This window comes from Microbacterium album (assembly GCF_014643695.1).
GTDB lineage: Bacteria > Actinomycetota > Actinomycetes > Actinomycetales > Microbacteriaceae > Microbacterium > Microbacterium album.
Map to the genome: position 1 here is coordinate 190583 of NZ_BMJY01000003.1, position 16916 is coordinate 207498.

The 16916-nt window shown below is 72.3% G+C and carries 16 protein-coding genes and 1 tRNA gene; 10 read left to right on the top strand and 7 right to left on the bottom strand.

Translation table 11 applies throughout. The annotated features are described in order from the left end of the window. Positions 1-93: 93 nt before the first annotated feature. Positions 94-169: transfer RNA gene (locus IEX37_RS05705), tRNA-Glu, on the bottom strand. Between the two features lie 143 nt (positions 170-312). Here IEX37_RS05705 and IEX37_RS05710 point away from each other — a divergent pair. The 3 genes from IEX37_RS05710 (at position 313) to IEX37_RS05720 (ending at position 3858) form a co-directional block, all read left to right on the top strand. Next, complete coding sequence (locus IEX37_RS05710; protein WP_188755280.1) at positions 313-951, top strand: MBL fold metallo-hydrolase; 639 nt, start codon at positions 313-315, stop codon at positions 949-951. A gap of 80 nt (positions 952-1031) precedes the next feature. Next, positions 1032-2693 (top strand): sensor histidine kinase, encoded by a 1662-nt coding sequence (locus tag IEX37_RS05715; RefSeq protein WP_188755281.1) that lies wholly within the window; start codon positions 1032-1034, stop codon positions 2691-2693. Between the two features lie 25 nt (positions 2694-2718). Then, the gene (locus tag IEX37_RS05720) at positions 2719-3858 is read left to right on the top strand and encodes a diguanylate cyclase domain-containing protein (protein WP_188755282.1); all 1140 of its coding nucleotides are present in this window, start codon (positions 2719-2721) and stop codon (positions 3856-3858) included. Positions 3859-3886: 28 nt separating this feature from the next. Here the strand turns inward: IEX37_RS05720 and IEX37_RS05725 are convergent, their stop codons facing one another. The 3 genes from IEX37_RS05725 to IEX37_RS05735 form a co-directional block, all read right to left on the bottom strand. After that, positions 3887-5809 (bottom strand): S16 family serine protease, encoded by a 1923-nt coding sequence (locus tag IEX37_RS05725; protein ID WP_188755283.1) that lies wholly within the window; start codon positions 5807-5809, stop codon positions 3887-3889. Between the two features lie 133 nt (positions 5810-5942). Further along, positions 5943-6773, bottom strand: coding sequence for an arylamine N-acetyltransferase family protein (locus IEX37_RS05730; RefSeq protein ID WP_188755284.1), 831 nt, complete (start codon positions 6771-6773; stop codon positions 5943-5945). A gap of 27 nt (positions 6774-6800) precedes the next feature. Then, positions 6801-7604, bottom strand: a complete 804-nt coding sequence (locus IEX37_RS05735) for an IclR family transcriptional regulator (protein WP_188755285.1) — start codon at positions 7602-7604, stop codon at positions 6801-6803. A 135-nt stretch (positions 7605-7739) separates the two neighbouring features. Between IEX37_RS05735 and IEX37_RS05740 the strand changes: the two genes are divergently transcribed. Genes IEX37_RS05740 through IEX37_RS05750 form a run of 3 tightly spaced genes read left to right on the top strand, consistent with a single transcriptional unit; the run spans position 7740 to position 10343 of the window. Further along, positions 7740-8510 carry a CoA transferase subunit A gene (locus IEX37_RS05740; RefSeq protein ID WP_188755286.1) on the top strand — a complete coding sequence of 257 codons (771 nt, stop codon included), beginning with the start codon at positions 7740-7742 and terminating at the stop codon, positions 8508-8510. Position 8511: 1 nt separating this feature from the next. Further along, positions 8512-9159 carry a CoA transferase subunit B gene (locus IEX37_RS05745; RefSeq protein WP_188755287.1) on the top strand — a complete coding sequence of 216 codons (648 nt, stop codon included), beginning with the start codon at positions 8512-8514 and terminating at the stop codon, positions 9157-9159. Next, the gene (locus IEX37_RS05750) at positions 9156-10343 is read left to right on the top strand and encodes an acetyl-CoA C-acetyltransferase (protein WP_188755288.1); all 1188 of its coding nucleotides are present in this window, start codon (positions 9156-9158) and stop codon (positions 10341-10343) included. The genes IEX37_RS05745 and IEX37_RS05750 overlap by 4 nt, the downstream gene beginning before the upstream one ends. 33 nt (positions 10344-10376) lie before the next feature. Here IEX37_RS05750 and IEX37_RS05755 read toward each other — a convergent pair whose 3' ends face one another. Further along, positions 10377-10916 carry a hypothetical protein gene (locus IEX37_RS05755; RefSeq protein ID WP_188755289.1) on the bottom strand — a complete coding sequence of 180 codons (540 nt, stop codon included), beginning with the start codon at positions 10914-10916 and terminating at the stop codon, positions 10377-10379. 223 nt (positions 10917-11139) lie between these two features. On the opposite strand from IEX37_RS05755, the gene IEX37_RS05760 reads away from it, so the two are divergent. From IEX37_RS05760 to IEX37_RS05775, 4 genes are all read left to right on the top strand, one after another. Further along, the gene (locus IEX37_RS05760) at positions 11140-11721 is read left to right on the top strand and encodes a TetR-like C-terminal domain-containing protein (protein WP_188755290.1); all 582 of its coding nucleotides are present in this window, start codon (positions 11140-11142) and stop codon (positions 11719-11721) included. Beyond that, the gene (locus IEX37_RS05765; protein ID WP_188755291.1) at positions 11718-12362 is read left to right on the top strand and encodes a hypothetical protein; all 645 of its coding nucleotides are present in this window, start codon (positions 11718-11720) and stop codon (positions 12360-12362) included. The genes IEX37_RS05760 and IEX37_RS05765 overlap by 4 nt, the downstream gene beginning before the upstream one ends. 185 nt (positions 12363-12547) lie before the next feature. After that, positions 12548-13894: an NADP-specific glutamate dehydrogenase gene (gdhA, locus tag IEX37_RS05770; protein ID WP_188755292.1), complete on the top strand. Its 1347-nt coding sequence runs from the start codon at positions 12548-12550 to the stop codon at positions 13892-13894. Between the two features lie 25 nt (positions 13895-13919). Further along, a complete protein-coding gene (locus tag IEX37_RS05775) occupies positions 13920-14966 on the top strand; it encodes an NAD(P)H-dependent flavin oxidoreductase (RefSeq protein ID WP_188755293.1) in 1047 nt (348 codons plus the stop codon). Positions 14967-14997: 31 nt separating this feature from the next. Here the strand turns inward: IEX37_RS05775 and IEX37_RS05780 are convergent, their stop codons facing one another. Then, a complete protein-coding gene (locus tag IEX37_RS05780; protein ID WP_188755294.1) occupies positions 14998-15651 on the bottom strand; it encodes a response regulator transcription factor in 654 nt (217 codons plus the stop codon). Continuing rightward, positions 15648-16850 carry a sensor histidine kinase gene (locus IEX37_RS05785; RefSeq protein WP_188755295.1) on the bottom strand — a complete coding sequence of 401 codons (1203 nt, stop codon included), beginning with the start codon at positions 16848-16850 and terminating at the stop codon, positions 15648-15650. Before IEX37_RS05785 ends, IEX37_RS05780 begins: the two co-directional genes overlap by 4 nt. Positions 16851-16916: the final 66 nt, after the last annotated feature.

Here is a 16916-nt window from a genome sequence, read left to right on the forward strand (position 1 = left end):
TCGGGGGTCGCCGTGGCCTTCATGGTAGGGCACGGGCGCGCGGGCGGCGAGACGACAGCAGCCCGGTCCGTCTGGACCGGGCTGCTGTCTCGATGGTGACCCCAGCGGGATTCGAACCCGCGTTACCGCCGTGAGAGGGCGGCGTACTAGGCCGCTATACGATGGGGCCGCACTGTTCCCGCTCCGCCGTCTTGGCGTTTCGGCAACTAGAAGAGTATGCCACGTCTCGGGGTGACCGGACAAATCGAGGCCGGATGCCGGCGTCGCCCGCGCGTGTCGCGCGGGAAGCACGCGGGATGGTTGACTCGTTCCATGCGCATCACGAAGCACGAGCACGCGGCCCTCCGCATCGAGTCGGAGGGACGAACCCTCCTGATCGACCCCGGTTCGTTCACGTCCCCGCTCTCCGACCTGCACGCGCTCGAGGCCGTGGTCATCACCCACGAGCACGCCGACCACTGGACTCCCGAGCAGCTCGATCGCATCTTCGAGGCCGCCCCCGCCGCCCCCGTCTTCACGACGGCGGCCGTCGCGCACGCGATCGAGGGGCGCGACGTCACGGTCGTCCACGCGGGCGAGGCGGTGACGGCCGGCCCGTTCGAGCTGCGCTTCTTCGGCGGCACTCACGAGGAGATCCACTCGAGCCTCCCGCTCGTCGACAACGTCGGCGTGCTCGTCAACGGCGAGCTGTACTACCCCGGCGACTCATACGCCGTGCCTGACGGCGTCACCGTGCCGACCCTCGCGGTCCCCGTCGGCGGGCCGTGGCTCCGGTTGGGCGACGCGATGGACTTCGTCCTCGCCGTGCGGCCGCGACGCGCGTTCGGGGTGCACGACATGACGCTGTCGGTGGCGGGCCGCAGGATCCACCATGCGCGGCTGCAGTGGGCCACGGAGCAGGGCGACGGCGAGTTCCACGTGCTCGAGCCGGGCGAGTCTCTCGACCTGTGATGCGGGACGTGGCGCAGAGCGACGACGCCGGGGCCCGCGCGCGCCTTCGCGGCGCGGCGGGCGGTCAGTAGGACGCGCCCATGGCGTCGGGCATCGAGCGCGCGACCGCGCCGCACGCGCCGCCCCCGGGCGGGCGGGCGCCGGACTCGCGCGCGCGGTCGATCTGGGTCACGCAGCTGGCCTTCGCGGGCAGCGTCGTCGCCATCGCCCTCGTCGTCCAGGCGCTCATGCCGGGCCACATCACCAGTTGGGCGTTCGCGACCGGGCTGGCGGTCGTCATCGGCACGACCATGGCCGCCGTCGCGGTTCCCTGGCACCGACTGCCGCGGCACGCGGTCATCGCACTCCCCCTCGGAGACCTCGTGGGCATCGGGTTCATGGGCGCGGGCGGCGACCTGCAGCTCGGGTTCCTGTGGGTCTTTCCGATCGTGTGGCTCGCGACGCACTTCCCCCTGACGGCGCTCATCGGGGCGCTCGTCCTGGTCGTCGGCATCATGCTCGCCGACACGGCGCTGACCGGCGGCGGTGACAGTTCGGCCTTGCGCGTGATCGTCACGACCCTGTGCCTCACCTTCATCGGCCTGACCACGCATCTGTCCGCGCGTCAGACCCGGGCCTTCAAGCGGCTGCTCCGCCGTCAGACGACCCGCATGCAGGCGACCATCGAACGCGTCAGCGCGCAAGAGCGCAGCGTCTCGCTCATGCTCAACGCGATCGACGTCGGCATCGTCCGCCTCTCCCCGGACGGCGAGCTGATCGCGATGAACGACACCTACGCAAGGCTGTACGGGGTCGATCCGGAGAATCCGGCCCATCCCGGCCGCGCGGTCGAGTACCGCTCCCGCCGCGGCGAGGCGCTCCCGGCCCCGGAGCGCCCCCTCGCGCGTGCCGCGCGCGGCGAGGTGTTCGACGACGAGCGCGTGTGGCTGTTCGACGCGGACGGCGAGTGGCACGCACTGTCCGTGTCCGCCCGGCGTGTGGGCTGCGACGGCGACGAGCCGCCGTCGGTGCTTCTGATCGTCCACGACGTGACGGCGCTGATCGAGTCCGAGCGCGCCCATCAGCGGCTGTCGGCGGTCGTGTCGCACGAGCTGCGCAATCCCCTGACGGCCGTCGTCGGGCATGCGGAGCTGGCGCTCGACCGGGGCGACCTGCCCGACTGGGCGCGCGAGCGATTCGAGCACATCAGCCGAGCCGGCGAACGCATGGAGGTCCTCGTCGGGCAGGTGCTGTCGGGCGCGGGGAGCCGCAACACCGCCCAGCAGCCGACTCCGGTCGACCTGCGCTCCGTCGTGGAGAACTCGCTCGACTCGTTCCGGCCCGCGGCCTCGGCACAGGGCGTGTCGCTGCACCTGGTGGCGCCGGATCCCGTCCCGCTCGTGGGCGACGCGTTCCGCCTCCGCCAGGTGGTCGACAACCTCGTCAGCAACGCGATCAAGTACACGCCTCGCGAGGGCAGCGTGCGCGTTACGTGCCGTCGCGGCGATGAGGGCGCCGAGCTCATGCTGACCGACACGGGGATCGGCATCGGGCCGGAGGACCTCCCCCGCATCTTCGAGCCGTACTTCCGCGCGGCGACGGCCCAGGAGAGCGCCGCGCCCGGCACGGGCCTGGGCATGGGCATCGCCCGCGACATCGTCGCCGCGCACGGCGGGACGGTCGACGTCGAGAGCGAAACGGGACGCGGCACGACCGTCACGGTGCGGCTGCCGGTCCAGGCTGCTGTGCCGACCCGAGGATGAGCCGGACGAGGATGAGTGAGACCCGATGAACGACCCGACCATGACCGCTCCGCCGGGACTCTCGCCCGAGTTCGGAATCGCACAGATCACCGTGACCACGCTCGCCGCCATCATGATGATCGGGCTCGGGTTCCTGCCCCGGCCGAGCCGCGCGACGCTGATGTGGTCGCTCGCGTTCTCCCTGGCGCTGCTGTCGACGTCATTGACGGTCACGGCGACGGGCCTGGAGCTGGAGACGCTGAGGCGCGCCTCCCTCGGCGTGCTGTTCTCCTCCCAGGTGCTGGTCTGGGCGGGGCTGCGCGCCTGGCGCGGAGCGCCCAGCATGGGCTGGGTCGTCCTGCCGGTGGGCGCCGCCGCCGCGCTCGCGCTCACGAGCGCGGGCGACGGCGCCGGGTTCAGCGTCGTCTTCCGGATCGTCTTCCTCGGGATCGGCGTCTTCCCGGCCCTCACTCTCCTCGAGCTCGCGCGGATCCCGGAGGGCGGCCACCGGATGCTGCGCCCCCTCCGGGTCGCGTCGATCGCGTTCGCCCTGATCGCCCTCGTGAGCGCCGCGACGATCTTCCTCTTCCCAGCTTCGGGCCCGGAGGATCTGGTGCTCACGCACAGCGTGAACTGGATCGGTCTGCTCGTCAACGCCGTCTGCACGCTCGTGAGCCTGCTGTGGCTCGCTCAGGGTGCCACGCCCGGCAGGCGCGACGTCCCCACGCGCTGGGCGCACTTCTCGACGCTGGGCGCGGATCGCCTCACGCGCGCCCGTGAGCGCGAAGAGCGATCGTGGTCCCTCCTCAGCATCCGGCTCGACGACATCCCCGACCTCCGTGACGCGTGCGGCGAGGCCGGCTTCGGCGAGCTCTCCGACTCGTTCGAGAGCTGCGTGCGGCGCGCGTTCCCCGCGGACGCGGACATCGGCCGGCGCGGCGACGGCTGGATGGTCGTGCTGGCGCCGCGGACGACGGAGGTGCTGCGCGAGCAGGTGCGCGAACTGCTCGTGACCGTCACCGCCCTGGGGCCGGCGGCGGGCGCCACCGTCCCCCTGTCGGCAAGCGTGGGCTGGGCGTCGGTCTCGGCGGCCGGCTATGACCTGAGCGACCTCCTGCGCTCGGCCGACGACGCGCTCGGGGTCGCGGCCGCGCACGGAGGCGATCGCTGGGAACGCGTGTCGTGACGACCCGGCCGCTGCCGCGGGCGGGTCGTCAGTCCGCGGCCAGCGAGGCGGGGAACCCTCCCAGATAGGACAGGACGCGCGCGGTGACGAAGCCGCCGTTGAGCGACGAGACCGCGCCGAAGCGCGATGCCACGTCGCCCGACGCGCTCAGCACGGCAGACTCGTAGCCGCCCACGGCCAGCACCGGCTCGGTGTCGTGGTCCCGGAGCAGGGCGATCTCGCTGCTGAGGTGGTCCCGGCCGAGATCGATCGCGTGATTGAGCACGGCGTCCCACCGCACGCCGGTCACGGTGAACGCCGAGTCGAGGATCGCGTTGTTGTAGTACTTGTCGACGAGCATGGCGTTGCGGACGTAATTGTTGAGCCCGTAGCCGAGAGTCGCGTACGCGGCGTTCGTGCTGTCCTCGCCGATGTAGCGCGAGACGAAGGCCTCGATGCCCGGCTGGGTGCGTGCGGCGGCCACCGTCAGATCGACGTTCGACAGCAGATCCAGCAGTTGCGCGTTGCTCATGCCGGCCGCCTCCGCCTGGGGCGTGACGAAGGCCTCCTCGAAGGCCTTGAAGTTCGCATCGGCGCCGCGGCGGAAGAACGCGCCCACCGCGTGCACGTCCACGTCTTCGCTGATCGACGCCCCCGGGTTGTCTCGACCGATCTCGAAGCTCGATTGCGTGACGGCGAGCTGCGCCTCCGCGAGTTGGGCGTACAGGACCGGCTGAACGAGCTCGGTGAACAGCTCCTCGAGCGAGCCGTATCCGCCGCCCTCGAAGCGCTGCTGGATCGCCTCGATACGGCCTGTCGCGAAGATGAGGAGGGAGTAGGCGTCGAACGTGCCGGCGTACGCGTTGACGAGGCCCTCGACGTCCGCGATCGTCTTCGGCTGGTAGCCCGCGAGCTGGTCGAGGAAGGACTCGACCTTCGCGACGCTGGGGCCGATGTCGAGTGCGTCGGCGAACACGAGGCCGAGGCCGTCGAAGCCCTGCGTGAAGACCGGGTTGAGCAGGTTGGCGCCGGCCTCAAGCGTCGCGGCGAGCGCGGCGGCCTCGCCCGCGGCGATGTACGCGCCGGCCTGCTGGCCCTGGCGCTGCAGGTCCCTCGCCTTCTGCGCCCGCGTCTCCACCTCCTGCACCAGCCCTCCCTCTACGAGGAACATGTCCTGGAAGGGACGCGGGGCCCTGCTGAAGCCCCGCATCGCCTCTTCGTAACGCGCCAGGACCGCGCCGGTCTGCGCTTCGACCTTGGCGTACGACGCGTTGTCGAGCCGGGGCTGCGCGCTCGACGACGGGGGTCGCAGCACCTCGCCCGTGAGATGCTCGTAGGCCTCGTAGACGTCGCTCACCTCGACGACCTCGATGCCGAGGCGCTCGCCCTCGCGCACGACGTCGACCTCGCGGCCCTCGACATCGGGGACGTTGCGCTGGCCGAGCGGAACGAGCACCTTCGTGAACTCCGCGTCGGCCGCTCCCTGCAGCTTCTCGGGGATCCCCCCGACGGGGCCGATCGTCCCGGTGGGGTTGATCGTGCCCGTCATCGTCACGCCCTCGAGCAGCTCGTCTCCGCGGTGCAGGGCGATCAGCCCCGCCGTCGTCAGAGCGCCCGCGCTCGGTCCGTCGATGCGGCCGTCCGTCTCGAAGCGGTATGCCCCCGACAGCTCCCCACCCGTCAACAGGGTCGACACGATCGCGGCGTTCCATGCGGCCGCCTGCGATGCCTCGCCGATGCCGCCCACCTCGTTCTCCGAGAACTCCACTCGGAAGTCGCCGTCTTCACTCGGCGTCCGCGTCAGCCGCGTCTCGCCGACCGACCCGCCGTCGCCGCTGTACGCGAGCCAGTGCACGCTCAGGCTGCGGCTCTCGTCCTGCGCACCGCCCGCTCCCGAGCAGGCGGACAGCACCAGGGCCGAGACGAGCAGGGTGATCCCGCACAGCATGCGGGACGGCGGACGGCGGTTCATGGATCTCCTCGCGTGAGGGCGAACGACACCCTCGAGCCTGAGGGGACGACCTTCGCGCGAGAAGCTAGCAGAGGCGCGGATTCCGCGGACGGAGTTGTCCACAGGCAGTCGTCCGCGCTCGCGGGGCGTGGATTCAGGCGTCGAGCACCTCGTCGACGCGGCGTTCGAGCTCCGCGCGATCCGCGACGTCCGACACATCGATGCCGAACGTGCCCGTGAGCGCCTCGATCACCTGCGCGGCCGTGTCGAAGCGCACGCGCTCGGTCGCTCCGCCGCGGTGGATGGCGAGGTTGCGGCCGCGCAGGGCGTAGCGGCCGTCGGGCGCGACGCGGGCGGCGACGAGCTGGGAGACGAACTTCGACGCGGGATGGGTCGAGACGTACCAGCTGCCGACTTCCAGGTCCACGTGCGGCCTCGGCAGCTCCTCGAACAGGTACAGCGTGCGCCACTCGGCGCGGATCTGAGCCTGCAGGGCCCGGACCCCGTCGCCGTCGATCAGACGGTACGGCTCGTGGGTGGTCGGCTGCTCGGCCGCGGTTCCGAGCACCAGCGGCACCGGAGGCGTCGGCCCGCCGAAGCCCACGTCGACCAGCCTCCGCGCATCGTCGCCCGGGATCGTCACGGCCAGCACCAAATGCGTCTGCGCCGGCTCCGGGCCGTCTGGATCCCTCAGCCACACCACGCGCGCCGCCAGCCGCTCGACGCCGAACCCGAGCCGCTCGAGCACGTAGCCCATGAGCCCGTTCTGCTCGTAGCAGTAGCCGCCACGACCACGGGCGACGAGCTTGTCCTGCAGCGCCTCGGGACCGAGATCCGCGACGGGCACGCCCCGCAGCGGGTCGAGGTTCTCGAACGGCACGGCCCGGACGTGCGCGGCGACCAGGGCGCGCAGCGTGTCCGCATCGGCGCGCACGGGGCCGTCGTAGCCGATCCGGCGGAGATAGGCGTCGAGATCGATCGTCATCCCCCCATCCTGCCCGGTCGTGCTGCCCTAACCGGCCACGGCCTTGAGGCGGCCCGTGAGCTCGTGCGCGTGCGCGAGCAGCGCGCGCCCGAGCCGGGCGCGGCGTTCGGGGCCGAAGCGGAACTCGACCCCGGTCACGCTGAGGGCCCACGCCGGTCGGCCCGCGCGGTCGAACACCGCCGCGCCCATCCCCCAGCTGCCCTCGACGATGAGCCCGGGATTGACGCTGTAACCCCGATCCTGCGTCTGCGCGATGCGCCTGCGGAGCTGTGCGGCCGAGTGCGCCTCGCCCCAGCGCTTGGGCAGCTCCCCGTGGCGCTCGAGGTAGGCGGCGATCTCGTCCTCGGGCAGGAAGGCGAGGATCGCCAGGCCCGCCGACGCCACACCCAGCGGGAAGCGCACGCCCTCGTAGAGCACGAACGAGCGGATGGGGAACGCGCCGTCCTCGCGCACGAGGCACACGGTCTCGTCCCCGCGCCGGACCGAGAGGAACGCACTCTCCTCCGTCGCGGCCGCGAGGGACCGCACGACGTCGCGCGAGCGCGAGGCGACATCGTAGCGCGCGGCCGCGACCGAGCCCATCAGATACAGCTCCGGGCCCGGCAGCCAGCGGGACGTCACGGCGTCCCGGTCCACCATCCCCTCCGCCCGCAATGCGGACAGCAGTCGGTGCGCCGTGGGACGTGTCAGGCCCGAGGCCGACACCAGATGCGCGAACGTCGCCCCCTCCTCGCCCTGCCCGGTGACCAAGCGGAGGAGCAGGGCCGCGCGCGACACCGCCTGCGTCCCCGGAGGCGTCGGGTTCGTCCCGGTTACGAGCGGAGCGTCCATGATGTGGACACTATGGCTGGGCCGGTCCACGTTGCAAGCGGGATTTCGCACTCCGGCGAGGCTCGCCGACAGTGGGGAGGACGGGCGCATCGCACGTGCGGCTCGCAGCGGGAGTGACGAGGGAGTGACTTCGACGTGATCGACAAGCAATACATGAGCGCCGCGTCCGCCGTGACGGACATCCCCGACGGCGCGAGCATCGCCGTCGGCGGCTTCGGCCTGTCGGGAAACCCGATCGCGCTCATCGAGGCGCTGCTCGCACAGGGCACGACCGATCTGTCCGTCGTGTCGAACAACTGCGGTGTCGACGACTGGGGGCTCGGCGTGCTTCTCGCCGCGCGGCGCATCCGCAAGATGACGTCGTCCTACGTGGGCGAGAATCGGGAGTTCGAGCGGCAGTTCCTGGCCGGCGAGCTGGAGCTGGAGCTGACCCCGCAGGGGACGCTCGCCGAGAAGCTGCGCGCCGGCGGCTCCGGTATCGCGGCGTTCTACACGCAGACGGGCGTCGGCACCCAGGTCGCGGAGGGTGGGCTGCCGCGCCGCTACGCGCCCGACGGCACGGTCGCGGTCGCATCGCCCGCCAAGGACGTGCGGCGGTTCGTCGTGGACGGCGTCGAGCGGGAGTTCGTGCTCGAGGAGGCCATCACCACGGACTTCTCTCTCGTGCACGCGTGGCGCGGCGACCGGCACGGCAACCTCGTGTTCCGTAAGGCCGCACGCAACTTCAACCCGCTCGCGGCGATGGCCGGCCACGTGTGCGTCGCGCAGGTCGAGGAGTTGGTCGAGCCCGGTGAGCTCGACCCCGACCTCGTCCATCTGCCGGGCGTGTTCGTGCACCGCATCGTCGAGGTCGGCACGGCCATCGAAAAGCGCATCGAGAAGCGCACCGTCCAGGGAGGGAACTGACATGCCGCTCACCCGCACCGAGATGGCCGCCCGGGCCGCGCGCGAGCTGCGCGACGGCGAGTACGTCAACCTCGGGATCGGGCTCCCGACCCTGGTCCCCAACTACGTGCCGCCGGGGGTGGCGCTGGTGCTGCAGTCCGAGAACGGCATCCTCGGGGTCGGCCCGTATCCGAGCGAGGACGCGGTCGACGCCGATCTCATCAACGCCGGCAAGGAGACCGTCACGACGCTTCCCGGCGCGGCGTTCTTCGACTCCGCCACGAGCTTCGGGATGATCCGGGGCGGGAAGATCGACGCCGCCATCCTCGGAGCCATGCAGGTGTCCGCGACGGGCGACCTGGCCAACTGGATGATCCCGGGCAAGATGGTCAAGGGCCCCGGGGGCGCCATGGATCTCGTCCACGGAGCCGGGCGCGTCATCGTGCTCATGGAGCACGTCGCCAAGGACGGCTCGCCGAAGATCGTCGACGACTGCTCGCTGCCCCTGACCGGCCGGGGCGTGGTCGACCGCATCATCACCGATCTGGCCGTGATCGACGTGACGTCCGAAGGCCTCGCGCTCCGCGAGCTCGCGCCGGGTGTCACACTCGAAGAGGTGATCGCGGCGACCCAACCGCCGCTCGCCGTCGCGCTGGAGGAGACCCCATGAACACCTCGGACGTCGTGATCGTCGCCGCCGCCCGCACGCCCCAGGGCCGCCTGAGCGGCGCACTGGCCTCCCTCACGGCGCCCCAGCTCGGGTCCGCGGCGATCCGCGGGGCCCTCGAGCGCGGCGGCGTGCCGGCCAGCGCCGTGGAGGCGGTGATCGTCGGGCAGGTGCTCACCGCCGGCTCGGGCCAGAACCCGGCCCGTCAGGCCGCCCTGGGCGCGGGCATCGGCTGGGACGTGCCGACGCAGTCGGTCAACAAAGTCTGCCTGTCCGGGCTGGCCGCCGTGATCGACGCGGCGCGCATGATCCGGGTCGGGGACGCCGACGTGGTCGTCGCCGGCGGCATGGAGTCCATGTCGCGCGCCCCGCACCTGCTGCCGGGCTCGCGCGCAGGCTGGTCCTACGGCTCGATCGAGGTGCTCGACCACATGGCCTACGACGGCCTGACGGACGCGCACGACGGCGTCAGCATGGGGCTGTCCACCGAACGCCACAACGCCCGCTTCGGGGTGACGCGCGAGGAGCAGGACGAGGTCGCGGCGCTCTCGCACCAGCGCGCCACCGCCGCGGCGGAAACCGGTGTGCTGGACGACGAGATCGTTCCCCTGGAGGTCCCGCAGCGCAAGGGTGACCCGGTGCGCGTTACGCGGGACGAGGGCGTCCGGCCCGACACCACGGTCGACACGCTCGCGCGGCTGCGCCCCGCCTTCGCCGAGGACGGGAGCATCACGGCGGGCAACGCGTCGCAGATCTCGGACGGCGCCTCGGCCGTCGTCGTGACGACGCGCGCCCGCGCCGACGCGGAGGGCTGGCGCGTCCTGGCAGCGCTCGGGGCCTCCGGTCAGACGGCCGGGCCGGACAACTCGCTGCAGGCCCAACCGGCCCAGGCCCTGGCGCAGGCGCTCGATCGGCAGGGCCTGGCGGCCTCCGACCTGGACTTCGTCGAGATCAACGAGGCGTTCGGCGCGGTCGTGGTGCAGTCGCGGAAGGAGCTCGGCCTCTCGTCCGAGGTCGTGAACATCCACGGCGGCGGGATCGCGCTCGGTCACCCGGTCGGCGCGTCCGGCAACCGGCTCGTCGTACACGCCGCGCACGAGCTCGCCCGCCGCGGGAGCGGGACGGCCGGCGTCACGCTGTGCGGAGGCGGCGGTCAGGGCGACGCCCTCATCCTCACCGCGGGCTGAGTCGCGCAGCGGCTCGCCGGTGTACCCCCGACCTCACGCGTCGACGGGGACGAGGCCGATGAACTTCATCCGGTCCTCCCCGTAATAGCAGGTCTGCAGCGCGAAGTCGCCGCCGAGCCCGACCAGGTCGTCGGTGCTCGCCCAGATCTTGGACGTCTCCCGGATGTCCACCACCTCGAAGACCCGGTCGTCCCCCGCGATCCGTATCTGCTGACCCGTCTGCCACGGCAGGATGACATCCCCGGCGCAGTTGTTGTGCGCCGCCCACACCGGCGGCACGTCCGCTCGCTCGTACGAGAGCATCTCGGTGAACGTGCCGTCGCAGCGGTCGAGCTCGACCATGCCCCCGGACACCCCGAGCCGGACCTCCGGCAACTCCTCGAAGACCGTCAGGCGCACCTCGTCGATGGTCGCGATGACCTCCGTCTTGACCCGCCCGTACGCCTTCTCGGTCTCCTCGGGCGCCAGCAGCGCGGCGCCAAGAACCGCCGCGCCGACGGCGAGCAGCAGCACGCCGGCGACGGAGAGCAGGACGCTTCCGACGCGGCGTCGTCTCGGGCGGGCGGTGCTCATCGTGCGGTTCCCCTTCCCCGCCTCGCTTGTGAGGTGGGCACGCGGAGAAGCCTATTCGCGGGGGCGAGGCGCTGTCTCCAAGAAGGCTCGGAATCGCGGCTCGCGAGGCGAGACCGCCCGGCCTCGCCGCCTTGCGATCGCTGGCTAATGTCATTAGCCTGGCAGCTATGGACGATAGCTGCGGCGCCCCGCCCGGTCGCGCGGGGTCGGGCGAGGTCGCGCGATGAGCGGCGCCGGCCTCTCCCCCGCCGCGGTCGTCGACGCGGCCATCGCGGTGATCGATGAACGCGGACTGGACGCCCTCACCCTGACGGCCGTCGCGGGGCACGCCGGCGTGGCTCCCCCGTCGCTCTACAAGCACGTCGCCGGGCTCGGCGAGCTCAGGGCCCTGATCGCGGCGCGAGTGCTCGACGAGATCACGGGCGCGCTCACCGCCGCCGCGCTGGGGCGGAGCGGGGAGGACGCTGTCGCGGCCATGATGCACGCGTACCGGGACTACGCGGTGGGGCATCCGTCGCGTTACGCGGCGGTGTCCCCGGATCCCCTCCACGACCCCCTGCTCGCCGAGCCGGCCCGCAGGCAGCTCGATGTGATCCTGACGGTGCTGCAGGGCTGCGGGGTCAGCGGCGCCGACGCCATCCACACCACCCGCGCCCTGCGAGCGACGGTGCACGGCTTCGCGCACATCGAGTCCGCGGGCGGGTTCGGCATGGCGGAGGACGTGGGTGTCAGCTTCCATCGCCTGGTCCAGGCGTTCGTCCGCACACTGTCCGCTCCCCCATCCCCCGAGGAGAAGAAGCCATGACCGCCGCACACGACCCCCGCCGCTCCCCGCGCTCCGGTGCCCTGACGCTCGCCCTCAGCGGCGTCCTGTTCGGGCTGTTCCCCCTGCTCCGCCCCTGGGCGGACAAGTCCGAGACCGCTGCGGGTTACGCGGAGGCGATGGGATCGGAGTGGTGGGTGATCGCCCACCTCTCCGGAGCGTTCGGCTTCCTGCTCCTGGCACTCTCGCTCGGCGCCCTGCGCGAACTGCACACCGGGACCCGCGGCGAGGCGGCCACGCGGTCATCCGTCGTGGTCACCTGGCTCGGCACGGGCCTGGTCCTGCTGTTCTTCGGAGCCGAGACGTTCGCCCTCAACGCGGTCGCGCTCGAGGGACAGGCGGTGTTCGAGATCTCCAGCGCGATCCGTGAGGGCGCCACCCAGCTGACGCTGTTCGCCCTCGGACTGCTCCTGGTGGCCATCGGAGCGGTGCTGGTGGCCATGGGGGTCTGGCGCGGCGGCGTGCTGAGCCGCGGCAGCGCGATCCTGCTCGCCGCGGCCATCGCGCTCTACCTCCCGCAGTTCTTCCTTCCGCCCGCCGGCCGCATCGCGCACGGCATCCTCACGGCCGCGGCCGCACTGTGGCTCGCGGCGGCGATGTGGCGAGCGCGCCGGGGGCGGTGACGCCTCCACCGCGATCCGCATCCGCCATGGGCGATTCGAGGATCGCGGAGCGCGAGGCGTAGTGTCTGTGTCGGCGGTCCTCTGTCAGGGGCAGTGCCGCGGCCAGGGAGCGTCTCGCCGGTGAGGCGATCGCCTCGCCGCGCGCTCCTGCACGGATCGCCGCCTGCACCACGAAGGAGAACCACGTGCCCGCACTGCATGAACAACTGGTCCCGGTCTACGACGAGGTCGTCGCCCGCAACGCCGGCGAGATCGAGTTCCACCAGGCTGTGAAGGAGGTGCTCGAGAGCCTCGGTCCCGTCGTCACGAAGCACCCCGAGTACGCCGACGCGGAGATCATCCGCCGGCTGTGCGAACCCGAGCGGCAGATCATCTTCCGCGTGCCGTGGACCGACGACGCGGGTCGGGTTCAGCTCAACCGCGGCTTCCGGGTCGAGTTCAACTCGGCCCTCGGCCCCTACAAGGGCGGCCTGCGGTTCCACCCGAGCGTCTACCTCGGGATCGTGAAGTTCCTGGGCTTCGAGCAGATCTTCAAGAACGCGCTCACCGGCATGCCGATCGGCGGCGGCAAGGGCGGGTCGGACTTCGACCCCAAGGGCCGCAGCGAGGCCGAGGTCATGCGGTTCTGCCAGTCGTTCATGACCGAGCTGTACCGTCACCTCGGCGAGCACACGGACGTGCCCGCGGGCGACATCGGCGTCGGGAGCCGGGAGATCGGCTACCTGTTCGGCCAGTACAAGCGCATCACGAACCGCTACGAGTCCGGCGTGCTCACCGGCAAGGGCATCACCTGGGGCGGCTCGCAGGTGCGCACCGAGGCGACCGGCTACGGCACCGTCTTCTTCGTCCGCGAGATGCTGGCCGCGACCGGCGACTCCTTCGAGGGCAAGCGCGTGGTCGTCTCCGGTTCGGGGAACGTCGCCATCTACGCGATCGAGAAGGTCCAGGAACTCGGCGGGCTCGTCGTGGCGTGCTCCGACTCGAGCGGCTACGTCGTGGACGAGGCGGGAATCGATCTGGACCTGCTCAAGGAGATCAAGAACGGCCGGCGCGGGCGCGTGAGCGACTACGCCGCCGTCCGCGGCAGCGCCCGGTTCCTGTCCAGCGGGTCCATCTGGGACGTCCCCTGCGACATCGCGCTGCCGTGCGCCACCCAGAACGAGCTGATGGGCACCGGCGCCGAGGCGCTCGTCCGCAGCGGCTGCACCATCGTCGCCGAGGGCGCCAACATGCCCACGACCCCCGATGCGGTGCGCATCCTCCGCGAGGCGGGGGTGCGCTTCGCGCCCGGCAAGGCGGTCAACGCCGGCGGCGTGTCGACGAGCGCGCTCGAGATGCAGCAGAACGCGTCGCGGGACTCGTGGACGTTCGAGCACACCGAGGCGCGGCTGTCCGACATCATGACCTCGATCCACGACCGGTGCCTCGCGACGGCCGACGAGTACGACGTGCCGGGCGACTACGTCGCCGGAGCGAACATCGCCGGATTCACCCAGGTCGCCGACGCGATGCTGGCCCTCGGGGTCATCTAGCCGGACGCCGCCACGGAGGACTGCCATGGCGAACCGTCTGACCCGGCTGCTGGGGATCGAGCATCCCCTCGTCCTCGGGCCCTTCGGCGGGCTGTCCTCCGTGGCGCTGACCGCCGCGGTCAGCAACGGCGGCGGTCTCGGATCCTACGGTCTGTACGGGTACGCCCCCGACCGCATCCGCGAGACGGCCGCCGGGCTGCGCGCCGCGACCGATCGGCCGTTCGCGCTCAACCTGTGGCTGCCGACCGGCACCGAGCGCCACCCCGACGCCGACGAGCTCGCGCGGGCGCGCGCGGCGATGGCCGGGCTCTTCGCCGAGGTGGGGCTGCCCCTGCCGGAGCCGACCGACCGCTACCTGCCTCCGTTCGACGAACAGGTTCGCGCCGCACTGGAGGCGCGACCGAGCGTGATCAGCTTCGTCTACGGCGTGCCTCCCGCCGCCGTCGTCGCCGCGGCTCGCGAACGCGGGATCACCGTCATCGGCACCGCCACGACGGTCGACGAGGCGGTCGCGCTCGAGGCCGGCGGTGTGGACGCGGTCGTCGCCTCCGGGGCCGAGGCCGCGGGACACCGGGTGTCGTTCCTGCAGCCCGCGGAGGAGTCGCTGGTGGGCACGTTCGCGCTCGTGCCCCAGGTCGCCGACGCGGTCTCCGTTCCCGTGATCGCCGCCGGTGGCATCGCCGACCGGCGCGGGGTCGCGGCGGCCTTCGCGCTCGGCGCCGAGGGTGTCCAGGTCGGCACCGCGTTCCTGCGCACCCGCGCCTCCGCGGCCACCGAGGCGCACCGGCGCGCGATCGACACCACCCCGGCGCACGGCACCGTGCTCACGCGGGCCATGAGCGGCCGCCTCGCCCGCGGAGCGCCGAACCGGGCCACGCGCGCCATCGAGGCCGCGGGCGCCGTCGCGCCCTTCCCCGCCCAGAACTGGCTGACGGGCCGGTTCCGCGCCGAGGCCGCGCGACGCGACCTCGGCGAGCTGCAGTCGCTCTGGCTCGGCCAGGCCGCCCCGCTCGCGCGGCACGACGACGCCGAAGCGGTGCTGAGCGAGCTACGCCGGGGGCTCCCGACCTGACGCCCCCATCCCGCGCTCGGCGCCACGGCGGTCACGTCGGGCCGCGCGACTTGTGCGCGGCGATCGCCAGCTGCACGCGGTTGTCGAGTCCGAGCTTTCCGAGCGCGCTCGAGATGTGCGCTTTGACGCTGCCGATCGACAGGAAGAGCCGCTGGGCGATCTCGCCGTTGCCCAGCCCCTCCGCGACCGCGAGCGCGACCTCGCGCTCACGGTCTGTGAGGCCCGCCAGCGGATCCACGGGTACGGGATCCGCCCCGGCGCCCGCGGAGACGCGGTCGATCAGCTGCCGCAGCACCGCCGGCGACACGGTCGCCTCCCCCGCCGCAGCGGCGTGCACGGCAGCCACGATCCGGTCGGGCGGAGTGTGCTTCAGGAGGAAACCGGCCGCCCCGGCGCGCAGCGCGTCGAGCACGACGGGCTCTGCTCCGAACGTCGTGAGCATGATCACCGCGGGATGCTCGCCCGGCCGTGACCGCAGCGTCTTCAGCGCAGCGACCCCGTCCCGTCGCGGCATCCGGACATCGAGCAGCACGACGTGGGGCCGGGTGCGCTCGACGGCCGCGAGCAGCTCGTCGCCGTCGGCCGCCGACCCCACGACCTCGATCTCGGGATCGCCGGCCAGCATCATCCGCAGCCCCGAGACGACGAGAGGGTCGTCGTCGACCAGGAGCACGCGCACCGTCATCGCGCACCCACCGGCAGCTCTGCGCGCAGCAGGAACGCCCCGTCCTCCACACCGGTGGAGAACCAGCCGCCGTCGATGCGCACGCGCTCCTCCAGGCCGACGAGCCCGTTGCCGGCCGGCGGCAGGTCCCACCGCGTCACGCCGGGAGGAAGCGGGTTCGTCGCGAGGATCGTCAGTCGGTCGCGGCTCTGTCTCAGCTGCACCGTGACCGCGGCATGCGGAGCGTGCTTGCGGGCATTGGTGAGCGCTTCCTGGATGACCCGATACGCGGTCCGCTGTGTCGCCTCCCGGATCGCACGGCCGCGAAGGTCGCTGTCGAGCTGCACCCGCTGGCCGGCCGCCGCCGCCTCCTCGACGAGGCGCGGCAGGTCGTCCAACCGTGGTTGCGGAGCCCCGGTCGAGAGCTCGTCGTCGCTGCGGAGCAGCCCCAGCAGCTCCCGCAGGTCTTCGACCGCGCCCTGGGCGCTCTCGCGGATGATGCGCGCCGCACGAGACAGTTCCTGCGGATCCGGCGGTGAGGAGGACGTGGCGCGGTACTCGAGAGCGCCGGCATGCATCGACAGCAGCGAGATGCGGTGCGCGAGCACGTCGTGCATCTCGCGGGCGATGCGCTCGCGCTCGTCGCGGCGCGCCCCGGACAGGCGCTCCTCGTAGCGCTCGCGGTCGCGCGCCGCGGAGGCGCGCAGGCCGGCGATGACCTGTTGACGGGCCCGGCCGAGCAGACCGATGCACAGGCACAGGCTGTACAGGAGCGGGATGACGACGACCCACACGATCCAGGGCATGCCCGGCACCGGGGCCACGGCGTGGTAGGGCAGCGCCATCACGATGTGCACGGCCGTCAGCAGCACCGCCGCACGGATCGGACCAAGGAGGCCGACGCGGGAGACGGACACCAGGACACCCACGCCCGCCGTGATGGCGACCGTCCCCGGGAGGATCATCAGCGCCGCCACGGCGACCGGGAACCGCCGCGTCCACCAGATGGCTGCCGCCGCGAGCGCCCCGAACGCGAGATCCCACGGCCACCACCAGGCCGGGATCTGCGGGCTGGCGCCGGGCAACGCGGTCGCCGCCCCGACGACCACGGCGAGCGCGGTCAGAGCGGTGTCCGTCGCGAACTCGCCCCGCGTGCGCCCCGTCGCCGGTGAGAGCCGGCGCGCCAGCCGGCGCCACGTCGTCGACGACGGGAGTGCCATGCCTTGATGATACGGATGCGACATGGCGGGACCATCGTCCCGCCCCGGGCTCTGGCCGATCGACGC